The sequence below is a fragment of the Glycomyces sambucus genome, assembly GCF_900102815.1.
GTDB lineage: Bacteria > Actinomycetota > Actinomycetes > Mycobacteriales > Micromonosporaceae > Glycomyces > Glycomyces sambucus.
On sequence record NZ_FNGF01000001.1, the window covers coordinates 287,992 to 307,217 of the forward strand.

Consider the following 19,226-nt stretch of genomic DNA (forward strand, 5'->3'; position numbering starts at 1 on the left):
ATGACGGACACCGGACGCCTCGACCGCTGGGAACGGCGGCTCGAGGCGCAGGTGCGCCTGGCCCCGTACGTGCTGCTGGTCCTCGCGACGGCCCTGTACTGGTTCGCCGAGGCCGCCGGCCCGGGCGAGCGGGCCGCCGTCCTCGGCCTCGCCGCCGCCGCGGCGGCCTGGGTGCGGTTCGCCGCCGGGCGCCTCCCCGGCGGGGTCTACATCGCCGTCCTGGTCGCGCTCATCGCCGCGCTCGGGACCGCCGCGGTCTGGTTCACCGCGTTCTTCGGGTTCACCGGGTTCCTCCACTCGTGGCGGTTCCTCAAGGGCCGCTGGCGGTTCGCGGGTGTCGCGGCCACGGCCGCGGTCAGCGTGCCGAGCTACCTCGGGATGCCGGGCAGCGCGGTGGAGGTCCTGGTGTGCCTGCTGTTCACCGCCGCGATCACCGCGCTGGTCGGCCTGTTCAGCTTCGTCGGCGACGTGACCACCGAGCGCAGCGCCGAGCGCAAGCGCACCGTCGACCGGCTCGAAGCCGCGCTCGCCGAGAACGCCGGGCTCCACGCGCAACTGCTCGTCCAGGCCCGCGAGGCCGGGATCATGGACGAGCGCCAGCGCATCGCCGCGGAGATCCACGACACGCTCGCGCAGGGGTTCACCGGGGTCATCGCGCAGCTCGAAGCGGTGAAGGACCCCGCGGACTGGGCCGAGCGGTCGGGCAAGGCGATGCGGCTGGCCCGCGAGGGCCTGGCCGAGGCGCGGCGGACCGTCCACGCGGTGGTACCCGCGCAGCTGGAGGCCGCGGGCCTGCACGAGGCCCTGGAGGCGGTCGCCGAGGCGTGGGCGCAGCTGCACGGCGTCCCGGTCGAGTGCGCGGCCACCGGCGCGGTGCGCCCGCTGCACCCCGAGGTCGAGGCGGTGCTGCTGCGGGTGGCGCAGGAGTCGCTGGCGAACGCCGCGAAGTACGCCGGGGCCGCGCGGGTCGCGGTGACGCTGTCCTACATCGACGAGGTGGTGGCGCTCGACGTGCTCGACGACGGCGCCGGGTTCGACCCCGCGCGGGTCGCCGAGGCCGGCGGGTTCGGCCTCACCTCGATGCGCCGCCGGGTCGAGCGCCTGGGCGGCGAGTTCGTGATCGAATCGGCCCCGGGCGAGGGGACGGCCGTCTCGGCGACCCTGCCCGCCCTCTCCCGCGAAGGGACCCCCGCATGAGCGGCACCATCCGACTCCTCATCGCCGACGACCACCCGATCGTCCGCGACGGCTTCCGGGGCGTGTTCGCCTCCGAACCCGGCTTCGCGGTGCTCGGCGAGGCCGGGAACGGCGCCGAGGCGGTGGCGATGGCGAAGGCCCTGGGGCCGGACGTGGTCCTGATGGACCTGCGGATGCCGGTCATGGGCGGGGTCGAGGCGATCCGGGAGCTGGCGCGGGCGGGGGTGCCCGCGCGGGTGCTGGTGCTGACGACGTACGACACCGAGGGCGACGTGCGCCCGGCGATCGAGGCGGGGGCGACGGGCTACCTGCTCAAGGACACCGGCCGCGAGGACCTGGTGCGGGCGGTGCGGGCCGCGGCGCGCGGCGAGGCGGTGCTGGCCCCGGCGGTGGCGACGCGGCTGATGAGCCAGGTGCGGACCCCGCAGGAGGCGTTGAGCGACAGGGAGGTCGAGATCCTGAAGCTGGTGGCGGACGGGGCCACGAACCGGGAGGCGGCCAAGCGGCTGTTCCTGAGCGAGGCGACGGTGAAGACCCACCTGCTGCACATCTACGCGAAGCTCGGCGTGAACGACCGGGCCGCCGCGGTGGCGGCGGGGTTCCGGCGGGGCATCCTCAGTGTTGAAGGACGCTGAGCCGAAACGCGTCGAGCCGAGGGGTTGAGCGCCGGCCGGTTCAGCGTGCGGTGAGTGCGGCTGCCACGGCGTCGGTGAGTTCGGCGGCGAGGCGCCCGTCCGGGTCCAGGTCGGGGTCGAAGACGGTGAGCTCGAAGCCGACGCAGCGCTCGGAGGCGAGGAGCGGGGCGAGGAGGTCGCCGAGTTCGGCGTAGGAGAGGCCGCCGGGGTTCGGGGAGTCGACGGCGGGCATGACGGCCGCGTCGAGCACGTCGGCGTCCATGTGGACCCAGAAGCCGTCGAGGTCCGGGCGCTCCAGGCGGTCGAGGGCCGCGGCGGCGGTCGCGGTCGCACCGGCGGCGCGCAGGCGCGCGAGCGGGTGCACGTCGGCGCCGAGGGATTCGAGCTCGGCGGTGTACTCGTCGTCGTCGCGGATGCCGAGGACCACGGCGTCCCCGATCCCGAGGTAGGGCCGCAGGCCGTCGAGGTCGGTGGCGAGCGACTGGCCGTACCCGGTCGCCAGCGCCAGGTCCTCGCCCGCGGCGGCGCCGACGCCCGGGGAGTTCTCGGGGTGGCGGAAGTCGGAGTGGCCGTCGAGGAACGCGATGCCGTAGCGGCCGCGGCGGCGCAGGGCGAGGGCGGCGCCGAGGACGATGGAGCAGTCGCCGCCGAGGACCACGGGGAACCGGTCGGCGTCGAGGAGCGCGCCGACCCGGTCGGCGAGGCGGGCGGTGTAGGCGGCGATGGCGTCGGCGTTGAAGAGGCCGTCGCCGAGCTTCCAGTCGCCGCGGTCGTAGCGCGGCGGGACGGCGCATCCGGCGTCCTCGGCGCCGATGCGGGCGAGGAGGCCCTGGTCGCGGACGGCGCCGGCGAGCTTGTAGCAGCCGGGGACGAGGCCGGGTCCGGGCGGGCGGAGGCCGAGGTTGGAGGGGGCGTCGAGGACGGCGAGGCTGCGCATGCGGAGGACGGTACACCCCCGCGCCCGGCCGTCGGGCCGGGCGCGGGGGGCCGGGGGTCAGGCCAGTGCGGCGGTGAGGCTCGCGTCGCCGGGCGCGTCGAGGGTGAACTCGGCGCGGCGGCCGTCGCAGGTGACGCGGTAGTCGCCGAGGAAGCCGTTGAAGCGCAGGCGCCCTTCGGCGTCGGTGGCGAGGGTGGTGGGCGGGGTGCCCCATTCGGTGTTGACGAGGTGGTGGAGGCGGTCGTAGGAGGGCTTGGGGGTGCCGTCGGCGCGGACGAGCCCGCCGGGGGCGCCCAGCCACATGCCGGCGTCGTTCATGCCCCAGTAGGTGGCGGCCTCGACGGCGGGGTGGGCGAGCAGGGTCCGGTAGTGGCGTTCGATCTCGTCGGCCTGGCGCGCTTCGCCTTCGGGGGTCGAGGGCCAGGAGTCGACCTGGTAGTCGTTGAGGTCGACGATCTCGGGCGGCATGATCTCGCCGGACAGGAGCGTGGTCTCGGTGAAGTGGATCGGGAGGCCGTAGCGGGAGAAGCGGTCGAGGATCGCCTCGGTCTTCTCCTCGCCCCAGTAGCCCTGGTGCATGTGGCTCTGGAGGCCGAGCGCGTCGATCTTGATGCCGGCTTCGAGGACGCCTTCGATGAGGCATTCGTAGGCGGCGGACATGTCGAAGTCGTTGAGCAGCAGGGTGGCGTTCGGGTTGGCCTCGCGGGCGGCGTCGAAGACGAGGCGCACCATGGGGATGCGGCCGATGTCGCGGCACAGGCGGGTGATGCCGTTGTCGTACTTGTCGAAGATCGGCATGATGACGACCTCGTTGATGACGTCCCACATGTCGATGACCCCGGCGAAGTCCTGGGACTCGCGGCGGATGCGGTCGACCTGGGCGCGCGCGATCTCCTCGTTGTCGAGGTCGAGGAGCCAGTCGGCGGTGACGGTGTGCCAGGCGAGCGGGTGGCCCTTGACGGGGTGGCCGCGGTCGGCGAACCAGCGGGCGGCCTTGAGGGTGCGCTCGGTGTCGGGCTTCCCGCGCTCGTGCTCGAAGCGGCCCCAGTAGAACGGGAGGGTCGCGAAGTTGAAGACGCCCTCCCAGAGGTCGGCGTTGCGGGCGGCGGCCGCGGGGTCGGCGGCGGTGCCGTTGGCGTGGTCGATGAGGTCGAAACCGATGCAGCCGAAGAGGAAGCGGTGCCGCGTCTGCTCCAGGACGACCTCGCGTCCGGCGACGGGCTCGCCGTCGAGGGTGAGGTCGACGACGGCGTCGGCGGTGCGGTGCCGCTGGATCCGGCCGGAAGTTTCAGTCATATCGGGTCTACTTTCCATGGAAGTTCCATGGACATTCCAGCAGCCGGATGCGCTCAGGTCAAGAGCGGCGGCGGGAGAGATCGCGTGACAGGTGGGACCGGACGAGACCGTGCCTGGAGAGGCGCCGCAGGTCGGCGGGGTTGTCGTACATGAGCTGCACGTGGAAGTAGTTGACGTGCTCCAGGGCCGCGAAGAGCGCGAACCCGAGGCCGGGGAAGGACCCCGCGCCGGGGTCGGCGACCGCGGACCAGCCGGTGAAGAGCACCGCTGCGGCGAGCACGACGGGATTGGCGCGCAGCGCGAACGCGAACAGCGGCGTCCACGGCAGGTCGGCCGCGCCGGTGTCGATCTGGCGGCGCTTCGCCGTCCAGTAGGCCGCGCCTTCGAGCAGGAGCAGCGCGAACGCCGCGAACCCGGCGAGGTTCGCCGGGTTCGCGGGCAGTCCGAGCAGGCCGAACCAGATGAACGCCTGGAGGGGGATGTTGAGCAGTTCGAGCGAGGCGAGCGACCGCAGCCGCGCCCTCACCCGTTCACGATGTCGGGGAGGCACCCCGACACCATGCCGCATCGCTACCAGGCGTACGCCTCGGGGGCCGCGCCGCCGGGGCCGGGGAACAGCTCGTCGAGCCGCTTCAGGTCGTCCTCGGTGAGGTCGACGTCGAGCGCGGCGACGGCGTCCTCCAGCTGGGACACGACGCGGGGGCCGATGATCGGGCCGGTGACGCCGGGCTGGCGCAGGACCCACGCGAGGCCCAGGACCGCCGGGGCGATGCCCTTCTCGGCCGCCAGCGCCTCGTAGCCCTCCAGGGCCGGCCGGTGCTCCTCGATGCGCTCGGCCATCTGGGGGCTCGCGCGGCGGCCGGTCTCGGCCGCCTTGCCGAGGACGCCGCCGAGGAGCCCGCCCGCGAGCGGGGACCAGGGGATGACGCCGAGGCCGTACTGCTGCGAGGCCGGGACGACCTCGAGTTCGATGTTGCGGTTGACGAGGCTGTAGATGGACTGCTCGGAGACGAGGCCGTAGCTGCCGCGCTTGGCGGCCTGCTCGTTCGCCCGCGCGATCATCCAGCCCGCGAAGTTCGACGAGCCGGAGTAGACCACTTTCCCTTGGGCCACCAGGACGTCGACGGCCTCCCAGATCTCCTCCCACGGGACGGTGCGGTCGACGTGGTGGAACTGGTAGAGGTCGATGCGGTCGGTCTGGAGCCGCCGCAGGGACGCCTCGACCTGCGCGCGGATGCTGTAGGCGGACAGGCCGCGGTCGTTGGTGCGGTCGCTCATCGCGCCGTAGACCTTGGTGGCGAGGACGACCTGGTCGCGCGCCTCGGGGCGGGCGGCGAACCAGCGGCCGATGATCTCCTCGGTCCAGCCCTTGCGGTCGCGGCCGTAGACGTTGGCGGTGTCGAAGAAGTTGACGCCGAGTTCGAGCGCGCGGTCCATGATCCGGTGCGCGTCCGCTTCCTCGGTCTCGGGACCGAAGTTCATGGTGCCGAGGACGATGCGCGAGACCTTGACGCCCGCGCGGCCCAGCTGGGTGTATTCCATGGCTCCTCCAATGATCGGTCCCATCCTAGACGCGAGGAAAACCCTTTCTCAAGCCTGCCGCCCGGCTAGGAGTCGAGGAAGGCGCGGACCTCGTCGTGGTAGCCGGGCGGTGCGAGCAGGAACGAGTCGTGGCCGTGGGGCGAGGCGATCTCGGTGTGGCGCACCGCGATCCCGCGGGCGGCGAGCGCGTCGCGCAGACGCAGCGAGTGGGCGGTGGAGAAGCGCCAGTCCGAGTCGAAGGACAGCAGCCGGAAGCGGGTGGCGGTCGGCGGGGCCGCGGTGCCGGGGCCGAAGGGGTCGAAGTAGTCCATGGCGCGGGTCAGGTACAGGTAGGAGAGGGCGTCGAAGCGCTCCAGGAACCGGTCGCCCTGGTGCTGGAGGTAGTGCTCGACCTCGAAGTCGGGGCCGAGGCGCTGGTCGGTGCCGGAGGTGCGGCGGTCGCGGCCGAACTTCGCGGTGAGGGAACGGTCGGAGACGTAGGTGACGTGGGCGAGCATGCGGGCGGTCTTGAGGCCGTGCGCGGGGGTGGTGCCGTGCTCGGCGTAGCGGCCGCCGTGGAAGTCGGGGTCGGCGAGGATCGCGTGGCGGGCGACGCTGGAGAGCGCGATGTTCTCGGGGGTGAGGCGCATCGAGGCGGCGACGAGCAGGGCACGGTCGATGCGGTCGGGTTCGTCCAGGACCCATTGCAGCACCTGCATGCCGCCGAGGGAGCCGCCGATCGCGGCGTGCAGGCGCGGGACACCGAGGCGGTCGAGGAGGCGGCGGTGGACGGCGGCCAGGTCGGCGATGTGGAGGAGCGGGAAGCGCGGGCCCCAGGCGCGGCCGGCGCCGGGTTCGGGCGAGGAGGGCCCGGTGGTGCCCTTGCAGCCGCCGAGGAGGTTGGGGCACACGACGAAGTGCCGGTCGGTGTCGACGGCCTTGCCGGGGCCGATGAGGTTGTCCCACCAGCCCGTGCGGCCGTCCTCGGCGCTGCGGCCGGCGGCGTGGGCGTCGCCGGTGAGGGCGTGGGCGATGAAGACGGCGTTGTCGCGGCGCGCGTTGAGGCGGCCGTAGGTCTCGTAGGCGACCTCGACGTGGTCGAGGCGCCCGCCGCCGGCCAGGAGGAGCGGGTCGCCGGGGTCGGCGACGGCGATGCGGCGGGTCGTCGTGGCGGACAGGTCCGTTGCGGGCGTGTCGGAAGCGGCTCGAGTCGGGTTCCGGGACGGGAATGGCGTTCCACATTCTGGGTTTCGCAATTGCGTCGGCCGATCTGTGCGTCAGACTGAAGCAGATAGTCTACTACTCCGACAGGATATGTAGTCGATGCGTTGATGCCGATGCTCGGTGGGAGGGCGGGGCCTGTGGCCGATCGCGAATACGGGTTCCGCACGCGCGCGGTGCACGCGGGCAACATCCCCGACGCGGTGAGCGGGTCCCGCGCGCTGCCGATCTACCAGACCGCCTCGTTCGTCTTCGACGACACCGCCGACGCCGCGGCCCGGTTCGCGCTCCAGAAGTACGGGAACATCTACTCCCGCGTCGCCAACCCCACGGTCGCGAGCTTCGAGGAGCGGGTCGCGAGCCTCGAAGGCGGCCTCGGCGCCGTGGCCACCGCCAGCGGCCTCTCGGCCGAGTTCATCACCTTCGCCTCCCTCGCCGGAGCCGGGGACCACATCGTCGCCAGCGCGCAGCTCTACGGCGGCACCGTCACCCAGCTCGACACCACGCTGCGCCGCTTCGGGATCGAGACGACGTTCGTGAACTCCGGCGACCCGGAGGCGTACGCCGCGGCGATCACCGACCGCACGAAGCTCGTGTTCGCCGAGACCGTCGCGAACCCCTCCGGGGAGATCGCCGACCTCGAAGGGCTCGCCGACGCCGCGCACGCCGAGGGCGTGCCGCTCGTGGTCGACTCGACCATCCCCACCCCGTACCTCAACCGCCCCTTCGAATGGGGCGCCGACATCGTGGTCCACTCGGCCACGAAGTTCCTCGGCGGCCACGGCACCACCCTCGGCGGCGTGGTCGTGGAGTCGGGCCGCTTCGACTGGCGCAACCCGCGGTTCCCGCTGTTCGACGAGCCCGTCCCCCACTACGGCGGGCTCACCTGGAACGGGAACTTCGGCGAGTTCGCGTTCCTCACCCGGCTGCGGACCGAGCAGCTGCGCAGCATCGGCCCGACCCTCTCGCCCCAGTCCGCGTGGCTCCTCGCCCAGGGGGTCGAGACGCTGCCGCTGCGGATGCGGCAGCACGTCGACAACGCCAGGACCGTCGCCGAATGGCTCGACGCCGACCCGCGCATCGAGTACGTCAACTGGGCCGGGCTCCCCGGCCACCCCCACCACGAGCGCGCCGCCAAGTACCTGCCCGCCGGGCCCGGCAGCGTCTTCAGCTTCGGGGTCGCCGGCGGCCGCGAGGCCGGGCGGCGGTTCATCGAGGCGCTCGACCTCGCCAGCCACCTCGCCAACATCGGCGACGCCAAGACCCTCGTGATCCACCCCGCCTCGACCACCCACTCCCAGCTCAGCGAGCAGCGGCTCGCCGAGGCCGGGGTGGAGCCGGGGCTGGTGCGCATCAGCGTGGGCATCGAGGACGCCGACGACGTCCTCTACGACATCGACCAGGCGCTCGCCGCCGCGGTCAAGGAGGCGTGATGCCCGAATTCGTGGAGGCCCGACTCGCCAACGGCCTCACCTGCGCCCTGCCCGCCGCCTCGCCGCTCGCCCGGCGGCTGCGCAGTGACCGGACCTGGCCGGGCCCCGGCGCGAAGGAGCGCCTCGGCATCCTGCGCCGCGCCCGCTCGGTGGCCGTGGTCGGCTTCTCCCCCGACCCGTCCCGCGCGAGCTACTTCGTCGGCACCTACCTGGTGCAGTCCACCGACTACACCGTCCACTTCGTCAACCCCAGGGCCGCAGGGCAGACCGTGCTCGGCCTGCCCGTGCACGCCTCGCTCGCCGACCTGCCCGAGACCCCCGACGTGGTGGACGTCTTCCGCAGGGCCGAGAGCCTGCCGGGCATCGTCGACGAGGTCGCGCCCCTGCGGACCGCGAACGGCGACCCGCCGGTGCTGTGGGCGCAGCTCGGCGTCTGGAACGAGGCGGCCGCCCGCGGCGCCGAGGCCCGCGGCCTCACCGTGGTCATGGACCGCTGCCTGAAGATCGAGCACGCCCGCTTCCACGGCGGGCTGCACCTGCTGGGCTTCGACACCGGGCAGATCACCGCCCGCAAGTCGATCCGCTGAAACCGAACCGCCTGAGGAGGCAACGCATGACCGACACCGCACCCGCCGTCGACAACGGCGTCAACGTGGACGCCCTGTTCGGGGCCCGCACCGCGCTCGCCGGCGCGCCCGAGCTCGCGAAGTTCGAGTGGCGCTCCACCGTGGAGTGGGTCAAGGGCACCCACAGCCTCACCGAGGTCGAGACCTTCTACGGCCTCGGCGGCGAGCAGGCGCACACGAAGAAGTTCACGTTCGACGCCGACCACCCGCCGCAGTTCGCCGCCGAGGACCACGGGATCACCCCCGCCGAGTACGTCCTGGTCGCACTCGGGAGCTGCCTGACCGCGGGCATCGCCGCGGTCGCCCAGGCGCGGCAGGTGAAGCTCAACTCCGTCCGCGCCACCGTGAAGGCGGACTTCGACCTCCACGGCATCCTCGGCGCCGACCCGGAGGTGCGCAACGGGTTCTCGAACATCACCGTGGACTACGCGATCGACGCCGACGCCTCCGACGCGGACATCGCGGCGATCGTCGCGCAGTCGCAGAAGCGCTCGGCGGTGTACGACGCGCTCACCAACCCGACCAACGTCGACGTGAACGTCACCCGCGCGTCCTGATGCCCGACACGACCGCCGTCGTCGTCGGCGCCGGGCACAGCGGGCTCGCCGTCAGCCGCCGCCTGGCCGAACGCTCGATCGACCACGTGGTCCTCGAGCGCGGCCAGGTGGCGCACTCGTGGCGCACCCAGCGGTGGGACTCGCTGCGGCTGCTCACGCCGAACTGGATGACGCGCCTGCCCGGGCACCGCTACGACGGGCCCGACCCCGACGGGTACCTGACCGCGGCCGAGACCGCGCGGTTCATCGGCGACTACGCCGCGGCCTCCGGCGCGCCGGTCCGCACCGGGACCGCCGTCACGGGGGTCCGGGCGCGGGAGCACGGGTTCACCGTGGCGACCTCGCAGGGCCAGTGGCGGGCGCGCGCGGTGGTGCTCGCCGCCGGGCTCACCGCATCGCCGCTCCCGGACCTCGCCGCGGCGCTGCCGCCGGGGGTCGCCTCGCTCGCGGCCCTGGACTACCGGAACCCCGCGCAGCTGCCCGAGGGCGGGGTGCTCGTCGTCGGCGGGGCGGCCAGCGGCGTGCAGATCGCCGAGGAGCTGCACCGCTCCGGGCGGCCGGTCACGCTGTCGACGGGCGAGCACGTGCGCGTGCCCCGCCGCTACCGGGACCGGGACGTCATGTGGTGGCTCGACGCGGCCGGGGTCCTCGACCAGGGCCTCGCCGAGATCGACGACGTCGTGCGGGCGCGCAACCTCGCCTCGTTCCAGCTCGCCGGCGGCGAGCGCACCGTCGACTTCAACGCCCTCCAGGCCCAGGGGGTGCGCCTGGTCGGGAAGCTCGGCGCGGTCCGGGACGGCGCGGCGCTGTTCTCGGGATCCCTGCGGAACCTCGCGGCGATGGCCGACCTCAAGCTCGCGCGGCTCCTCGACTCGTTCGACGACTTCGCGGGCGGGCGCGGCGAGCGGCCCGAGCCGACCGCGGTGCCCGAGCGGCCGCTGCTGCGCCTGGACCTGGCCGGCGGCGAGATCCGGACGGTCCTGTGGGCCACCGGGATCAAGCCCGACTTCTCGTGGCTGGAACTGCCGGTGTTCGACCACCGCGGGCGGCTGCGCCACCACGGCGGCGTCGCCGACTGGCCGGGCCTGTACGTCACCGGACTGCCGGTGCTGCGGCGGCGCCGGTCCACGTTCATCGACGGCGCGGCGGCCGACGCGGCGGCGATCGCGGCGCACCTGGAGGCCCACCTCGCGGGCCCGTCCGGATCCGCGAGACCGGTCCGCGGGCGCGGCGCTGCCGTAGACTGAGGCGGCCCGCAGGCGCGTCGAGAGGAGTCCCGGTGGCATCCGAGGTCGTTGTGGTGCATGCGAACGAGACGCCGCCGCCGTGGTGGGACGCCGCGGTGTTCCTCGCCGGGCCGCTCCCGCGCTCGGCCGACGTCCCGTCCTGGAACCCCGAGGCCGTCGCGCACCTGCGCGAGCGGTGGACGCGCGGGGGGCGCCTGGTGGTGTTCACGCCGGAGCTGCGCGCGGGCGTCCTCGCCGACTACACCGGGCAGATCGAGTGGGAGCACCGCGGGCTCCACGACGCCGACGTGGTCCTGTTCTGGGTCCCGCGGGACCTGGAGTCCATGCCCGCGTTCACCACCAACATCGAGTTCGGCACCTGGTACGACTCCGGGAAAGTGGTCTTCGGGGCGCCCGCGGCGGCGCCGAAGAACGAGTACCTGCTGCACCTGGCGGCCTCGCGCGGCGTGCCGGTCGCCGCGCACCTCGGCGACGCCGCGGACGCGGCCCTGGCGATGATCGGGGACGGGTCGCGGCGCGAGGGCGGCGAGCGGTCGGTGCCGCTCCTGGTGTGGCGCACCGAGAGCTTCCAGACCTGGTACCGCGCGCAGCGGGCCGCCGGGAACGTCCTCGAAGGCGCCCGTCTGGAGTGGACGTTCCGCGTCGGGGAGCACCGCGAGGCCGTCATGTACTGGGCGGCGCACGTCCAGGTCCGCGTCGCCGCCGAGGACCGCGTCAAGGCCAACGAGGTGGTGATCTCGCGGCCCGACACCGCGCAGGTGCTCCTGTACCGGCCCGGGCCCTCGCTCGACGAGACGACGGTGGTCCTGGTCCGCGAGTTCCGCTCCCCCGCTTCGACTCCGGACGGGTTCGTGCACGAGCTCCCCGGCGGCTCCAGCCGCGAGCAGCCCGACCCGGCGGTCCAGGCCCTCGAAGAGGTCCACGAGGAGACCGGCCTCAAGCTCGGCGCGGACCGCCTGCGGCCCATCGGGACCCGCCAGGTCGCCGCCACCATGTCGGCCCACCGCGCGCACGTGTTCGCCGCCGAGGTCACCGAGGACGAGCTGGCGTGGCTGCGCGAGCAGCGCCGTGTGGCGCACGGCGAGAACGACGGCGAGCGCACCTGGGTCGAGGTCGCGACCTACGGCGAGCTGCGCGGGCGCGGCCTCACCGACTGGGCGACCCTGGGCATGATCGCCCAGGCCCTCGGTCAGTCGCAGACTGCCGGGTCGGTTCCGCTGTAGGAGTAGGTGATCGTGATGCGGGCGCCCAGCGGGAGCCCGTCGCGGGGCTCGGGGTCCTGCGCGATGACCTCGCAGTCGTCGTAGTAGGGGCCGAACAGGCCCTCCTGGTCGCCCTCGCGCACGACCTCGGTGAAGCCCGCGCCGGCCAGGGCGTCCTCGGCCTGGTTCGCGGTCATGCCGGTGACCGCCGGGACGGTGCCGGTGGTCGCGCTCTCCTCGGTCGCCTCGCTCTCGGGGGCGCTCGGCTCCTCCTCGGACGTCTGCTCCTCCGAGGCCACGGTCTGCGGCGAGCCGGGGGCCTCCTGGCCGCCGACGCCGGTGCCGCCCTCCTCGTCCTCGGGGGTGCCGGACTCGGCCGCGCTGGTGCCGGAGGGCTCCGGGGACTTCGAGACACTCGCCTCGGGCTGCTCGTCGGCGCCGAGCTGGTTGCCGAACACGGCCCCGGCGGCGACCAGCGGCAGCAGCACGGCCGCGAGGACGCCGAGCCGGCGCGCGGTCCTGCGCCGCGGGCGGCCGTCGGCCTCCACGACCGGGGCGTTCGCGAGCGCGACGATGCGGGCGCCGTCGGCCGCGGCGGCCTCGGGGTTCGCCGGCAGCACCGGGTCGAGGCCGGTGCGCTCGGCCAGGAGGGCGGCGAGCAGCGGGGTCCGGCTGGCGCCGCCGACGAGGATGATCCCGGTGACGGGGGCGTCGGCCTGGCCGATGGCCTCCACGACGAGGTCGGCGCTCTGGCCGAGGAGCCCGCCGATGCAGGACTCGACCTCGTCGCGGGTCAGGTGCAGGTCGCGCTCGCCGATGGGGAGCTGCACGCCCGCCCGGTGGCGCTTGGAGATGAGCTCGCGGGCGGCCCGGATCTCGTCCAGGAGCGCGGTGCGCACGGCCTCCTCGTCGGCGTTCGCGGGCGCGTCGACCTTGTCCCAGAACTCGGGGTCGGTGTCGCGGTAGCGGCCCGAGAGGTACGCGAAGAGGAGCTGGTCGAACTCGCGGCCGCCGACCTCCCCGGTGGAGACGGCGCCGCGGTGGCGGAAGTCCTCCTCGCCGCGGACCACCACGGAGGCGTCGAAGGACCGCGCCCCGAGGTCGACCACGACCAGCCCGGCGCCGGGGTCGAGCTCGCGCCCGAGGCCCTTGACATAGCAGATCGCGGCGGCCTCGGGCGCGGCCATGGTCTCGACCTCGCCGAGCCCGGCCTCACCGGCGAGGTAGACGAGCTCCTGGCGCCGGGCCGCGCCCCAGGAGGCGGGGACGGCGAACCCGACCGGGGCCGCGCCGCCGGTCTCGTCCCGGGCGTCGCGGACCCGTCCGAGGACGGCCTCCAGCGTCGATTCGCCGTCGAGCCGGCGGATGTCGGTGTCCTCGTCGCCGCGACGAATCGACAGCGTGACGGTCGAGCTCCCGAGCTCGACGCCGATCGCGGTCGCTAGCGGGGTCTGCTGCATGATCCGAGTCTAGGAACATCGATGGACCGGCTTTGATCTACCTTGCACCTAATCCCCTTTACCTGCATCGATATCCGAAGAGGTCGCTTTGCGTCCGGCGCCTGTCACGGAGGGTCGAACGTCCTCTGTGGATGGTCAGGCCGCCTGCGGCGCGTCCTGGAGGGGGACGGGGGCCGGGCGGTCGCAGGTGCTCTCGACCGTGACCTCGGTGCCGCGGGCGGCGGCGTCGAGGAGGGCCGTCATGGTCTCCAGGACGTGGTAGGCGAGGTCGCCGCTGGCGCGGAACGGTTCGCCCGCTGGAGTGGCGGCGAGGTCGGCGAGGCCGTAGCCGCGGCCCGCGTCCCGGTAGCCCGCGCTGGGCTCCAGCACCGCCCACTCCCCGCCGAGCGGGTGCACCCGCACCTCGCCGTCGAAGCCGTTGGGGTCGGGGACGATGAGGGACCCGGAGTGCCCGTGGACCTCGATGTTCGAGGCCCGCGTGGCGACCGCGTCGAAGCTCATGACGAGGGTCGAGAGCGCGCCGGACTCGTGGCGCAGGACGCCGGTGACGTGGGTGTCGATGGTGACCGGGACGCGCTCGCCCGCACGGGGACCGGAGCCGATGACGCGAGTGTCGCGGGTGCGCGCGGCGGCGCCGACGACCGAGGCGACCGGGCCGAGGAGCGTCACCAGAGCGGTGACGTAGTACGGGCCCATGTCGAGCAGAGGCCCGCCGCCGGGCGCGTAGTAGAAGTCCGGGTTCGGGTGCCAGCGCTCGTGCCCGGGGGTGAGCATCGTGGCGGTGGCGGCCACGGGGGTGCCGATGAGGCCGTCGTCCACGGCCTTGCGGGCGGTCTGGATCCCGGTGCCCAGCACGGTGTCCGGGGCGCAGCCGACGCGGACGCCGGCCGCGCGGGCGGCCTCCAGGACCGGCAGCGCCTCGGCGGGGGTGTTCGCCAGGGGCTTCTCGCCGTAGACGTGCTTGCCGTTGGCGATGGCCTTGAGGGCGACCTCGGCGTGCGCGGCGGGGATGGTGAGGTTGAGGACGAGGTCCACGTCGGGGTCGGCGATGAGTTCGTCCACGCCGAGGGCCCGCACGCCGTGGGCCTCGGCGACGGCCTTCGCGCGGTCGGTGTCGAGGTCGGCGACGGCCGTGAGTTCCACGGCCTCAAGGCGATCGAAGGTGCTCAGGTACTGGCCGGAGATCGCCCCGGTCCCGACGATGCCGATCTTCAGCGGCTGGCCCACAGGATGCCCCTCTCGATGATGGTGCGGACGTTGGCGTCGGCGAGGACGCCGGTGTCGTGGCCGGGGGTGGCCACGAAGATCCGGCCGGCGCCCCACAGGCGGGTCCAGACGGCCGGGCAGGTGACGGGGCGGTGCCAGGGGTGGTAGGCGGTCACGGGGATCGTGGTGGTCGCCAGGACGTCGTTGTACTCGTCGGAGAGGACCCAGTACTGCTCGGTGTGCAGGTCGAAGTCCGCGATGCCCTGGACGATCGGGTGGTCGGCCTGCTCGGGCACGATGTTGACGGTGTAGTGGGTGAAGCAGTCGGCGGCCTCGCCCTTGAGCTCCTCGCGCGGGGCCCGGGTGGGGTGGGTCGCGAACTGGCCGCCGATGAACTGGAGGTAGTCGGAGCTGTTGCGGTAGGAGTCGGCGATGCCGCCGTGCCAGCCGGCCATGCCGGTGCCGTTCTCGACCGCGGCGATGAGCCCCTTGAGCTCCTCGCGCTCGATGGTGTTCATGGTGTTGGTCTGGACGACGAGGTCCACGGTCGCCATGTAGCCGGCGTCCGCGTAGACCGCGGTGGCGTCCTCCACGCGGACGTCGTAGCCGTGCTCGTTCAGGAAGGGCAGGAACGAGTCGGTGGCCTCGACGGGCTGGTGCCCGTCCCATCCGCCGCGCACGACCAGCGCGCGCTTGTTGTCCGTGGTCGACATGAAGTTCAGCTCCAATAGTTGCGCAACTTCGGCGCCGGTCGGCGCTTCGAAGATCATTATGACAAGAGTTTCACGCTAAATCCAGCCCTCGGCCCACCGCTGGAGTTGCGCAAGTTTTCGCGTTCTCGGTATGCTCTCGGCATGGAGCAGCGGCGGACGACCCTGGCGGATGTGGCGGCGGCGGCCGGGACGACGGTGCCGACCGCCTCGAAGGTCCTGAGTGGACGTTCGGACGTGTCGGCCGCGACGCGCGCCAAGGTGATGCGGGCCGTGGCCGACCTCGGGTACCGGGGGCGCTCGGGCCGGGGCGCCGTGCCCCGCACCGACCGGCCCTCGCTGGTGGACCTCGTCCTCAGCGGCGTCGAGGGCACCTGGGCGAACCGGGCCCTCATGGGCGTCGAGCGAGCCGCCACGGCGGCCGGGGTGGACCTCGTGGTCTCGGTGGCGCGCAGGGACGGCGACTGGCTCACGCGCCTGCTGGAGCGCAACCTCCGCGGCGCGGTGCTCGCGCTCGTCGACGTCACGGCCGAGCAGCTGGCGACCCTCGCCGCCGCGGAGGTCCCGGTCGTCCTGCTCGACCCCGTGACGCAGCCGCCGAGCACCGTCGCGAGCGTGGGCGCGGCGAACTGGGCCGGGGGCCGGGCCGCCGCCGAGCACCTCATCGGGCTCGGGCACGAGCGCCTGGCCGTCCTCGGCGCCGACCGCCGGGCCCTGTACACGCAGGCCCGCATCGACGGGTTCCGTTCGGCCGCGGCGCAGCCGGGGCACGCGGTCGAGGTCGAGGTGCGGTTCATCGAGTGGACCGAGACCGGCGCGGCCGAGGCCGCCGCCGCGGTCCTGGGAGCCGCCGGGCGCCCGACGGGGGTCTTCGCGTGCACCGACAACATCGCGGCGGGCGTGTACGACGCCGCGGAGTCGCTGGGGCTGCGCATCCCCGAGGACGTCAGCGTCGTCGGCTTCGACGATCTGCCCGAAGTGCAGTGGCTGCGACCGGCCCTCACCACCGTGCACCAGCCGATAAGCGAGATGGGCGAGGCCGCCATGCGGATGCTGCTGCGCATCATGGCCGACCCGCCCGCCCTCGCGCCGCGCGAGGAGCTGGCGACGCAGCTCGTCGTCCGCGGCTCCGCCGGGCGGCGGTGAGCCCCGCGCGGCCGGCCGCCGCGCGGGGCCCGTGCGGTCACTGCCAGGAGTTCCCTGACCCGGTCACGGTGAACGTGGCCGCCGAGTCGTTCGCGTACTGGACCTCGCCGGGCAGGAGGTTCACCACCTCGTTGCCGTCGAACTCCCCCGTCCCGGTGACGTTCGAGCGGATGTAGACGCCCTGCTCGGCGGGGTGGTCCACGGTGTTCCCGCTCATGACGACGTGGTTGCGCCACAGATCGATGAAGATCCCCGCGCGCAGCGAGTCCTTGACGGTGTTGTTGGTGAAGACGACGTTGGTGTACTCGTCGGCGAAGTAGGACTCCGCGTTCGGGGAGGTGATGCGCACCCCGTGGCGAACGGAGTTCCAGCCGCCGCCTCCGATGAGGACGTTCCCGTCCACGACCGCCGATTCGAGCGGGAACCCGGTGACGCCGTAGATCCCGATGTCGATGGCGCTGTTGGAGGACACCGAGTCCACGAGGTTGTCGCGGAACTCGATGTCGCGCCCGCCGGCGATGCGCAGCCCGTTGGCCCAGTACGGGGCCACGGAGGTGTTGCGGCGCACCGTGACGCGCTCGATCTGCGCGCTCTGGCCGCTGGCCCCGGCGTCGGAGTAGACGGCGAACCCGTCGTCGCCGGCGCCGCGCTGGTAGTTGTGCTCCACGAGCATGTCGTGGCCGAGCTTGTCGGGGTTGGGGACGTTGGAGTTGTTGACGTTGAAGCCGTCGCCGTAGGAGTCCGAGGAGCGGCAGTGGCGCACCGTGCCGCCGGTCCCCGACAGCCAGTTGGCGTCGCAGTGGCGGGTCCACACGCGCTCGATGGTCCAGCCGCCGGCGCCCTGGGCCTCGATGGAGTAGTCGGCGGCCCCGGCCCGGTTCTCGCCGCGGTACACGGCGTTCGAGTCGATCTGGAGGTCGCTCAGGCGGGTGCCGGAGCCGACGGTGATCTTGGTGCGGTAGGTGTTCGAGGACGGCAGCGGCGGGCGGCGGTAGACCGTGGTGTGCCACATGCCCGCGCCCTGGACGGTGGCGCCGGTGAGGTCGAGCGGGACGCCCGCGAGGCTGTGCGTGAGGTACTTCCCGGCCGGGAGCCACACGGTCCGGCCCTGCGCGCGGCCGGCGTTCACGGCGTTCTGGATCGCGGTCGTGGAGTCGGTCTGGAAGGTCGGGTCGGCGCCGTAGTCGATCACGCTGATGGAGTTCGCGGGCCGCGCGAGCGGGGCGGGCGCGGCCTCGAAGTCGACGCAGTCGATCGCGTACCAGGCCGCGGTGTTCGCCGCGTCCTTCTTGAGCGTGATCGTGCTGCCGGGCGCGATGGCGGCGCCGGTGACCTTGAACGGGAAGTCGTTGTAGAACCGGTGCGGCGCACCGCCGCCGTGCGGGTCCTTGGGATTGGTGGTGCCGCCCCGGTACAGGTAGGTCTGCGCGGAGCTGAGCGTGAGCGCCTGCCGGAACGCGCCGTTGACGTACAGGTTGAGCGTGGCCTGGACACCGCCGCCGTTCGGGGCGTCGGGGAGGGCGGCGCGGACGACGAGGGTGTTGGCGCGGATGCCGGTGGTGTTGCGCAGGGTCACCGAGTCCCCGGTGGCCTTGAGCTCCACGAGGGCGTAGCCGGTGGCCTCCAGTTCGAGGGTGGCGACCGAGCCGACGGGCGAGCCGTGGACGAAGCGGCGCACGGCCGCGCCGCCGCCGAGCGTCCCGTTCTGGGCCCCGAGGGTGGCCCACGGGACGTCCGCTCCGGCGGTCGCGGAGGCGGTCTGGGCGGCGGCGGGCGCGCCGAGCGCGGCGACCGCAGCGGCGCCGGCGGCGCCCCCGAGGAGCGCGCGGCGGGTGAGCGGATTGGCGGATGCCATTCGAGATCTCCTTTGATCGTGGCAGGGGGTATCGCGCGCAGGGCCGTAGGGGCCCTGCGGCCGTGGGACGTGCCGGGAATCGTCTGAAATGGATGGTGTGGTAGCGGTGGGTGCCGGGTCAGAAGAGTTCGCCGTAGCCCATCGCGACGAGGTTGAGGTAGGAGGTGGTCAGGCATTCGAGCGCGGTGCGCCCGTAGCACTCGTCCTGCTCGACCAGGAGGTGGTCGGCGCCGATCGCGATGGCGGTCTCGATGATCGAGGGGAAGTCGAGGTTGCCCTCGCCGACCTCCGCGAACTGCACGACGGCGCCCATGGCCTCCTGCCACGGGCCGCTGTCGCCCGCGTCGAGGGCGGTGTAGACCTCGTCGGGCAGGTTCGCGATCCGGTAGTCCTTGAGGTGGACCATGGCGACCCGGCCCGCGTATTTGCGGAGCGTGCGCACGGGGTCGAGGCCGCCGCGCTGGACCCAGTGCGCGTCGATCTCCAGGCCCACCGAGGGCGAGCGCTCGGCGATGACGTCGAGCAGGTACCGGCCCTCGTACTTGGCGAAGTCGACGTGGTGGTTGTGGTAGTGCAGGCGGATGCCGTGGTCGGCCAGGCGGACCGCGACCTCCTCGCACTCGTCGGCGAAGGCCGCCACCGTCGCCGGGTCGCGCATGGCCGCGGCCGGGAGCATCCCGATGCGGATCATGTCCGCGCCCAGGGCCTTCGCGTCGGCGATGAACTTGTCGAAGGCGTTCAGCAGGGACTCGTCCCCGGTGAGGCCGCCCGAGATGGACGCGAACTCGAAGCCGAGCTCGTCGCGCACGCGCACGAGTTCGGCGACGTTCGCCTCGGTCATCGGCACGGCCGAGACCTCGGCGGTGCGGTAGCCGATGTCGTGGACCGCGCGGAACGTGTCGTAGACGCCGCGGGAGGCGATCTCCTCGCGGAGGGTGAAGCACTGGACGCCGATCCTGGTCATGCTCGCTCCTCGG

The 19,226-nt window shown here is 73.3% G+C and carries 18 protein-coding genes; 8 read left to right on the top strand and 10 right to left on the bottom strand.

Translation table 11 applies throughout. The features are described from left to right. Window positions 1-1,197: a sensor histidine kinase gene (locus BLS99_RS01350; RefSeq protein ID WP_091042221.1), complete on the top strand. Its 1,197-nt coding sequence runs from the start codon at window positions 1-3 to the stop codon at window positions 1,195-1,197. Then, window positions 1,194-1,832 (top strand): response regulator, encoded by a 639-nt coding sequence (locus BLS99_RS01355; protein ID WP_091042225.1) that lies wholly within the window; start codon window positions 1,194-1,196, stop codon window positions 1,830-1,832. Before BLS99_RS01350 ends, BLS99_RS01355 begins: the two co-directional genes overlap by 4 nt. A 40-nt stretch (window positions 1,833-1,872) precedes the next feature. On the opposite strand, the gene BLS99_RS01360 is transcribed toward BLS99_RS01355, so the two are convergent. The 5 genes from BLS99_RS01360 to metX all read right to left on the bottom strand — a co-directional run bounded on the left by BLS99_RS01360 (window position 1,873) and on the right by metX (window position 6,842). After that, complete coding sequence (locus BLS99_RS01360) at window positions 1,873-2,769, bottom strand: arginase family protein (protein ID WP_091042229.1); 897 nt, start codon at window positions 2,767-2,769, stop codon at window positions 1,873-1,875. 57 nt (window positions 2,770-2,826) lie between these two features. After that, complete coding sequence (locus BLS99_RS01365) at window positions 2,827-4,065, bottom strand: endo-1,4-beta-xylanase (protein ID WP_091042233.1); 1,239 nt, start codon at window positions 4,063-4,065, stop codon at window positions 2,827-2,829. A gap of 58 nt (window positions 4,066-4,123) precedes the next feature. Next, window positions 4,124-4,591: a hypothetical protein gene (locus BLS99_RS01370; RefSeq protein WP_218126146.1), complete on the bottom strand. Its 468-nt coding sequence runs from the start codon at window positions 4,589-4,591 to the stop codon at window positions 4,124-4,126. A 44-nt stretch (window positions 4,592-4,635) separates the two neighbouring features. Next, a complete protein-coding gene (locus BLS99_RS01375) occupies window positions 4,636-5,607 on the bottom strand; it encodes an aldo/keto reductase (RefSeq protein ID WP_091042236.1) in 972 nt (323 codons plus the stop codon). 65 nt (window positions 5,608-5,672) lie between these two features. Further along, entirely contained in the window at window positions 5,673-6,842 is a 1,170-nt protein-coding gene (metX, locus tag BLS99_RS01380; protein WP_218126148.1) for a homoserine O-acetyltransferase MetX, read from the bottom strand. Between the two features lie 105 nt (window positions 6,843-6,947). On the opposite strand from metX, the gene BLS99_RS01385 reads away from it, so the two are divergent. From BLS99_RS01385 to BLS99_RS25965, 5 genes are read left to right on the top strand one after another with little or no spacing between them, the layout of a single operon-like run. Further along, on the top strand, window positions 6,948-8,240 hold the full coding sequence (locus BLS99_RS01385) for an O-acetylhomoserine aminocarboxypropyltransferase/cysteine synthase family protein (protein ID WP_091042240.1): 1,293 nt from the start codon (window positions 6,948-6,950) through the stop codon (window positions 8,238-8,240). Then, a complete protein-coding gene (locus BLS99_RS01390) occupies window positions 8,240-8,827 on the top strand; it encodes a CoA-binding protein (protein ID WP_091042245.1) in 588 nt (195 codons plus the stop codon). The genes BLS99_RS01385 and BLS99_RS01390 overlap by 1 nt, the downstream gene beginning before the upstream one ends. 26 nt (window positions 8,828-8,853) lie before the next feature. Continuing rightward, a complete protein-coding gene (locus BLS99_RS01395; protein WP_091042248.1) occupies window positions 8,854-9,423 on the top strand; it encodes an OsmC family protein in 570 nt (189 codons plus the stop codon). Continuing rightward, window positions 9,423-10,670, top strand: a complete 1,248-nt coding sequence (locus BLS99_RS01400; protein WP_091042251.1) for an FAD-dependent oxidoreductase — start codon at window positions 9,423-9,425, stop codon at window positions 10,668-10,670. The genes BLS99_RS01395 and BLS99_RS01400 overlap by 1 nt, the downstream gene beginning before the upstream one ends. Before the next feature lie 32 nt (window positions 10,671-10,702). Then, window positions 10,703-11,893: a nucleoside 2-deoxyribosyltransferase domain-containing protein gene (locus BLS99_RS25965; RefSeq protein ID WP_218126150.1), complete on the top strand. Its 1,191-nt coding sequence runs from the start codon at window positions 10,703-10,705 to the stop codon at window positions 11,891-11,893. Here the strand turns inward: BLS99_RS25965 and BLS99_RS01410 are convergent. The 3 genes from BLS99_RS01410 to BLS99_RS25975 form a co-directional block, all read right to left on the bottom strand. Next, on the bottom strand, window positions 11,860-13,332 hold the full coding sequence (locus BLS99_RS01410) for an Hsp70 family protein (protein ID WP_091042255.1): 1,473 nt from the start codon (window positions 13,330-13,332) through the stop codon (window positions 11,860-11,862). The two genes, BLS99_RS25965 and BLS99_RS01410, sit on opposite strands and share 34 nt — an antisense overlap. 135 nt (window positions 13,333-13,467) lie before the next feature. Next, a complete protein-coding gene (locus tag BLS99_RS25970) occupies window positions 13,468-14,559 on the bottom strand; it encodes a Gfo/Idh/MocA family protein (RefSeq protein WP_176953158.1) in 1,092 nt (363 codons plus the stop codon). After that, window positions 14,544-15,251 carry a ThuA domain-containing protein gene (locus BLS99_RS25975; protein WP_176953159.1) on the bottom strand — a complete coding sequence of 236 codons (708 nt, stop codon included), beginning with the start codon at window positions 15,249-15,251 and terminating at the stop codon, window positions 14,544-14,546. The genes BLS99_RS25970 and BLS99_RS25975 overlap by 16 nt, the downstream gene beginning before the upstream one ends. Window positions 15,252-15,392: 141 nt before the next feature. Between BLS99_RS25975 and BLS99_RS01420 the strand changes: the two genes are divergently transcribed. Then, entirely contained in the window at window positions 15,393-16,394 is a 1,002-nt protein-coding gene (locus BLS99_RS01420) for a LacI family DNA-binding transcriptional regulator (RefSeq protein ID WP_218126151.1), read from the top strand. Between the two features lie 37 nt (window positions 16,395-16,431). Here the strand turns inward: BLS99_RS01420 and BLS99_RS01425 are convergent, their stop codons facing one another. Together BLS99_RS01425 and BLS99_RS01430 are read right to left on the bottom strand one after the other, a co-directional pair. Continuing rightward, window positions 16,432-18,249, bottom strand: coding sequence for a glycosyl hydrolase family 28-related protein (locus tag BLS99_RS01425; RefSeq protein WP_091042262.1), 1,818 nt, complete (start codon window positions 18,247-18,249; stop codon window positions 16,432-16,434). 118 nt (window positions 18,250-18,367) lie between these two features. After that, the gene (locus BLS99_RS01430; RefSeq protein WP_091042265.1) at window positions 18,368-19,213 is read right to left on the bottom strand and encodes a sugar phosphate isomerase/epimerase family protein; all 846 of its coding nucleotides are present in this window, start codon (window positions 19,211-19,213) and stop codon (window positions 18,368-18,370) included. Between the last annotated feature and the right edge of the window lie 13 nt (window positions 19,214-19,226).

What these genes read in the sequence shown, in the direction of transcription:
- BLS99_RS01350 (WP_091042221.1), top strand. Translation starts at nt 1, where the DNA reads ATGACGGACACCGGACGCCTCGACCGCTGGGAACGGCGGCTCGAGGCG.
- BLS99_RS01355 (WP_091042225.1), top strand. Translation starts at nt 1,194, where the DNA reads ATGAGCGGCACCATCCGACTCCTCATCGCCGACGACCACCCGATCGTC.
- BLS99_RS01360 (WP_091042229.1), bottom strand. Translation starts at nt 2,769, where the DNA reads ATGCGCAGCCTCGCCGTCCTCGACGCCCCCTCCAACCTCGGCCTCCGC.
- BLS99_RS01365 (WP_091042233.1), bottom strand. Translation starts at nt 4,065, where the DNA reads ATGACTGAAACTTCCGGCCGGATCCAGCGGCACCGCACCGCCGACGCC.
- BLS99_RS01375 (WP_091042236.1), bottom strand. Translation starts at nt 5,607, where the DNA reads ATGGAATACACCCAGCTGGGCCGCGCGGGCGTCAAGGTCTCGCGCATC.
- BLS99_RS01390 (WP_091042245.1), top strand. Translation starts at nt 8,240, where the DNA reads ATGCCCGAATTCGTGGAGGCCCGACTCGCCAACGGCCTCACCTGCGCC.
- BLS99_RS01395 (WP_091042248.1), top strand. Translation starts at nt 8,854, where the DNA reads ATGACCGACACCGCACCCGCCGTCGACAACGGCGTCAACGTGGACGCC.
- BLS99_RS01400 (WP_091042251.1), top strand. Translation starts at nt 9,423, where the DNA reads ATGCCCGACACGACCGCCGTCGTCGTCGGCGCCGGGCACAGCGGGCTC.
- BLS99_RS01410 (WP_091042255.1), bottom strand. Translation starts at nt 13,332, where the DNA reads ATGCAGCAGACCCCGCTAGCGACCGCGATCGGCGTCGAGCTCGGGAGC.
- BLS99_RS25975 (WP_176953159.1), bottom strand. Translation starts at nt 15,251, where the DNA reads ATGTCGACCACGGACAACAAGCGCGCGCTGGTCGTGCGCGGCGGATGG.
- BLS99_RS01420 (WP_218126151.1), top strand. Translation starts at nt 15,393, where the DNA reads ATGGAGCAGCGGCGGACGACCCTGGCGGATGTGGCGGCGGCGGCCGGG.
- BLS99_RS01425 (WP_091042262.1), bottom strand. Translation starts at nt 18,249, where the DNA reads ATGGCATCCGCCAATCCGCTCACCCGCCGCGCGCTCCTCGGGGGCGCC.
- BLS99_RS01430 (WP_091042265.1), bottom strand. Translation starts at nt 19,213, where the DNA reads ATGACCAGGATCGGCGTCCAGTGCTTCACCCTCCGCGAGGAGATCGCC.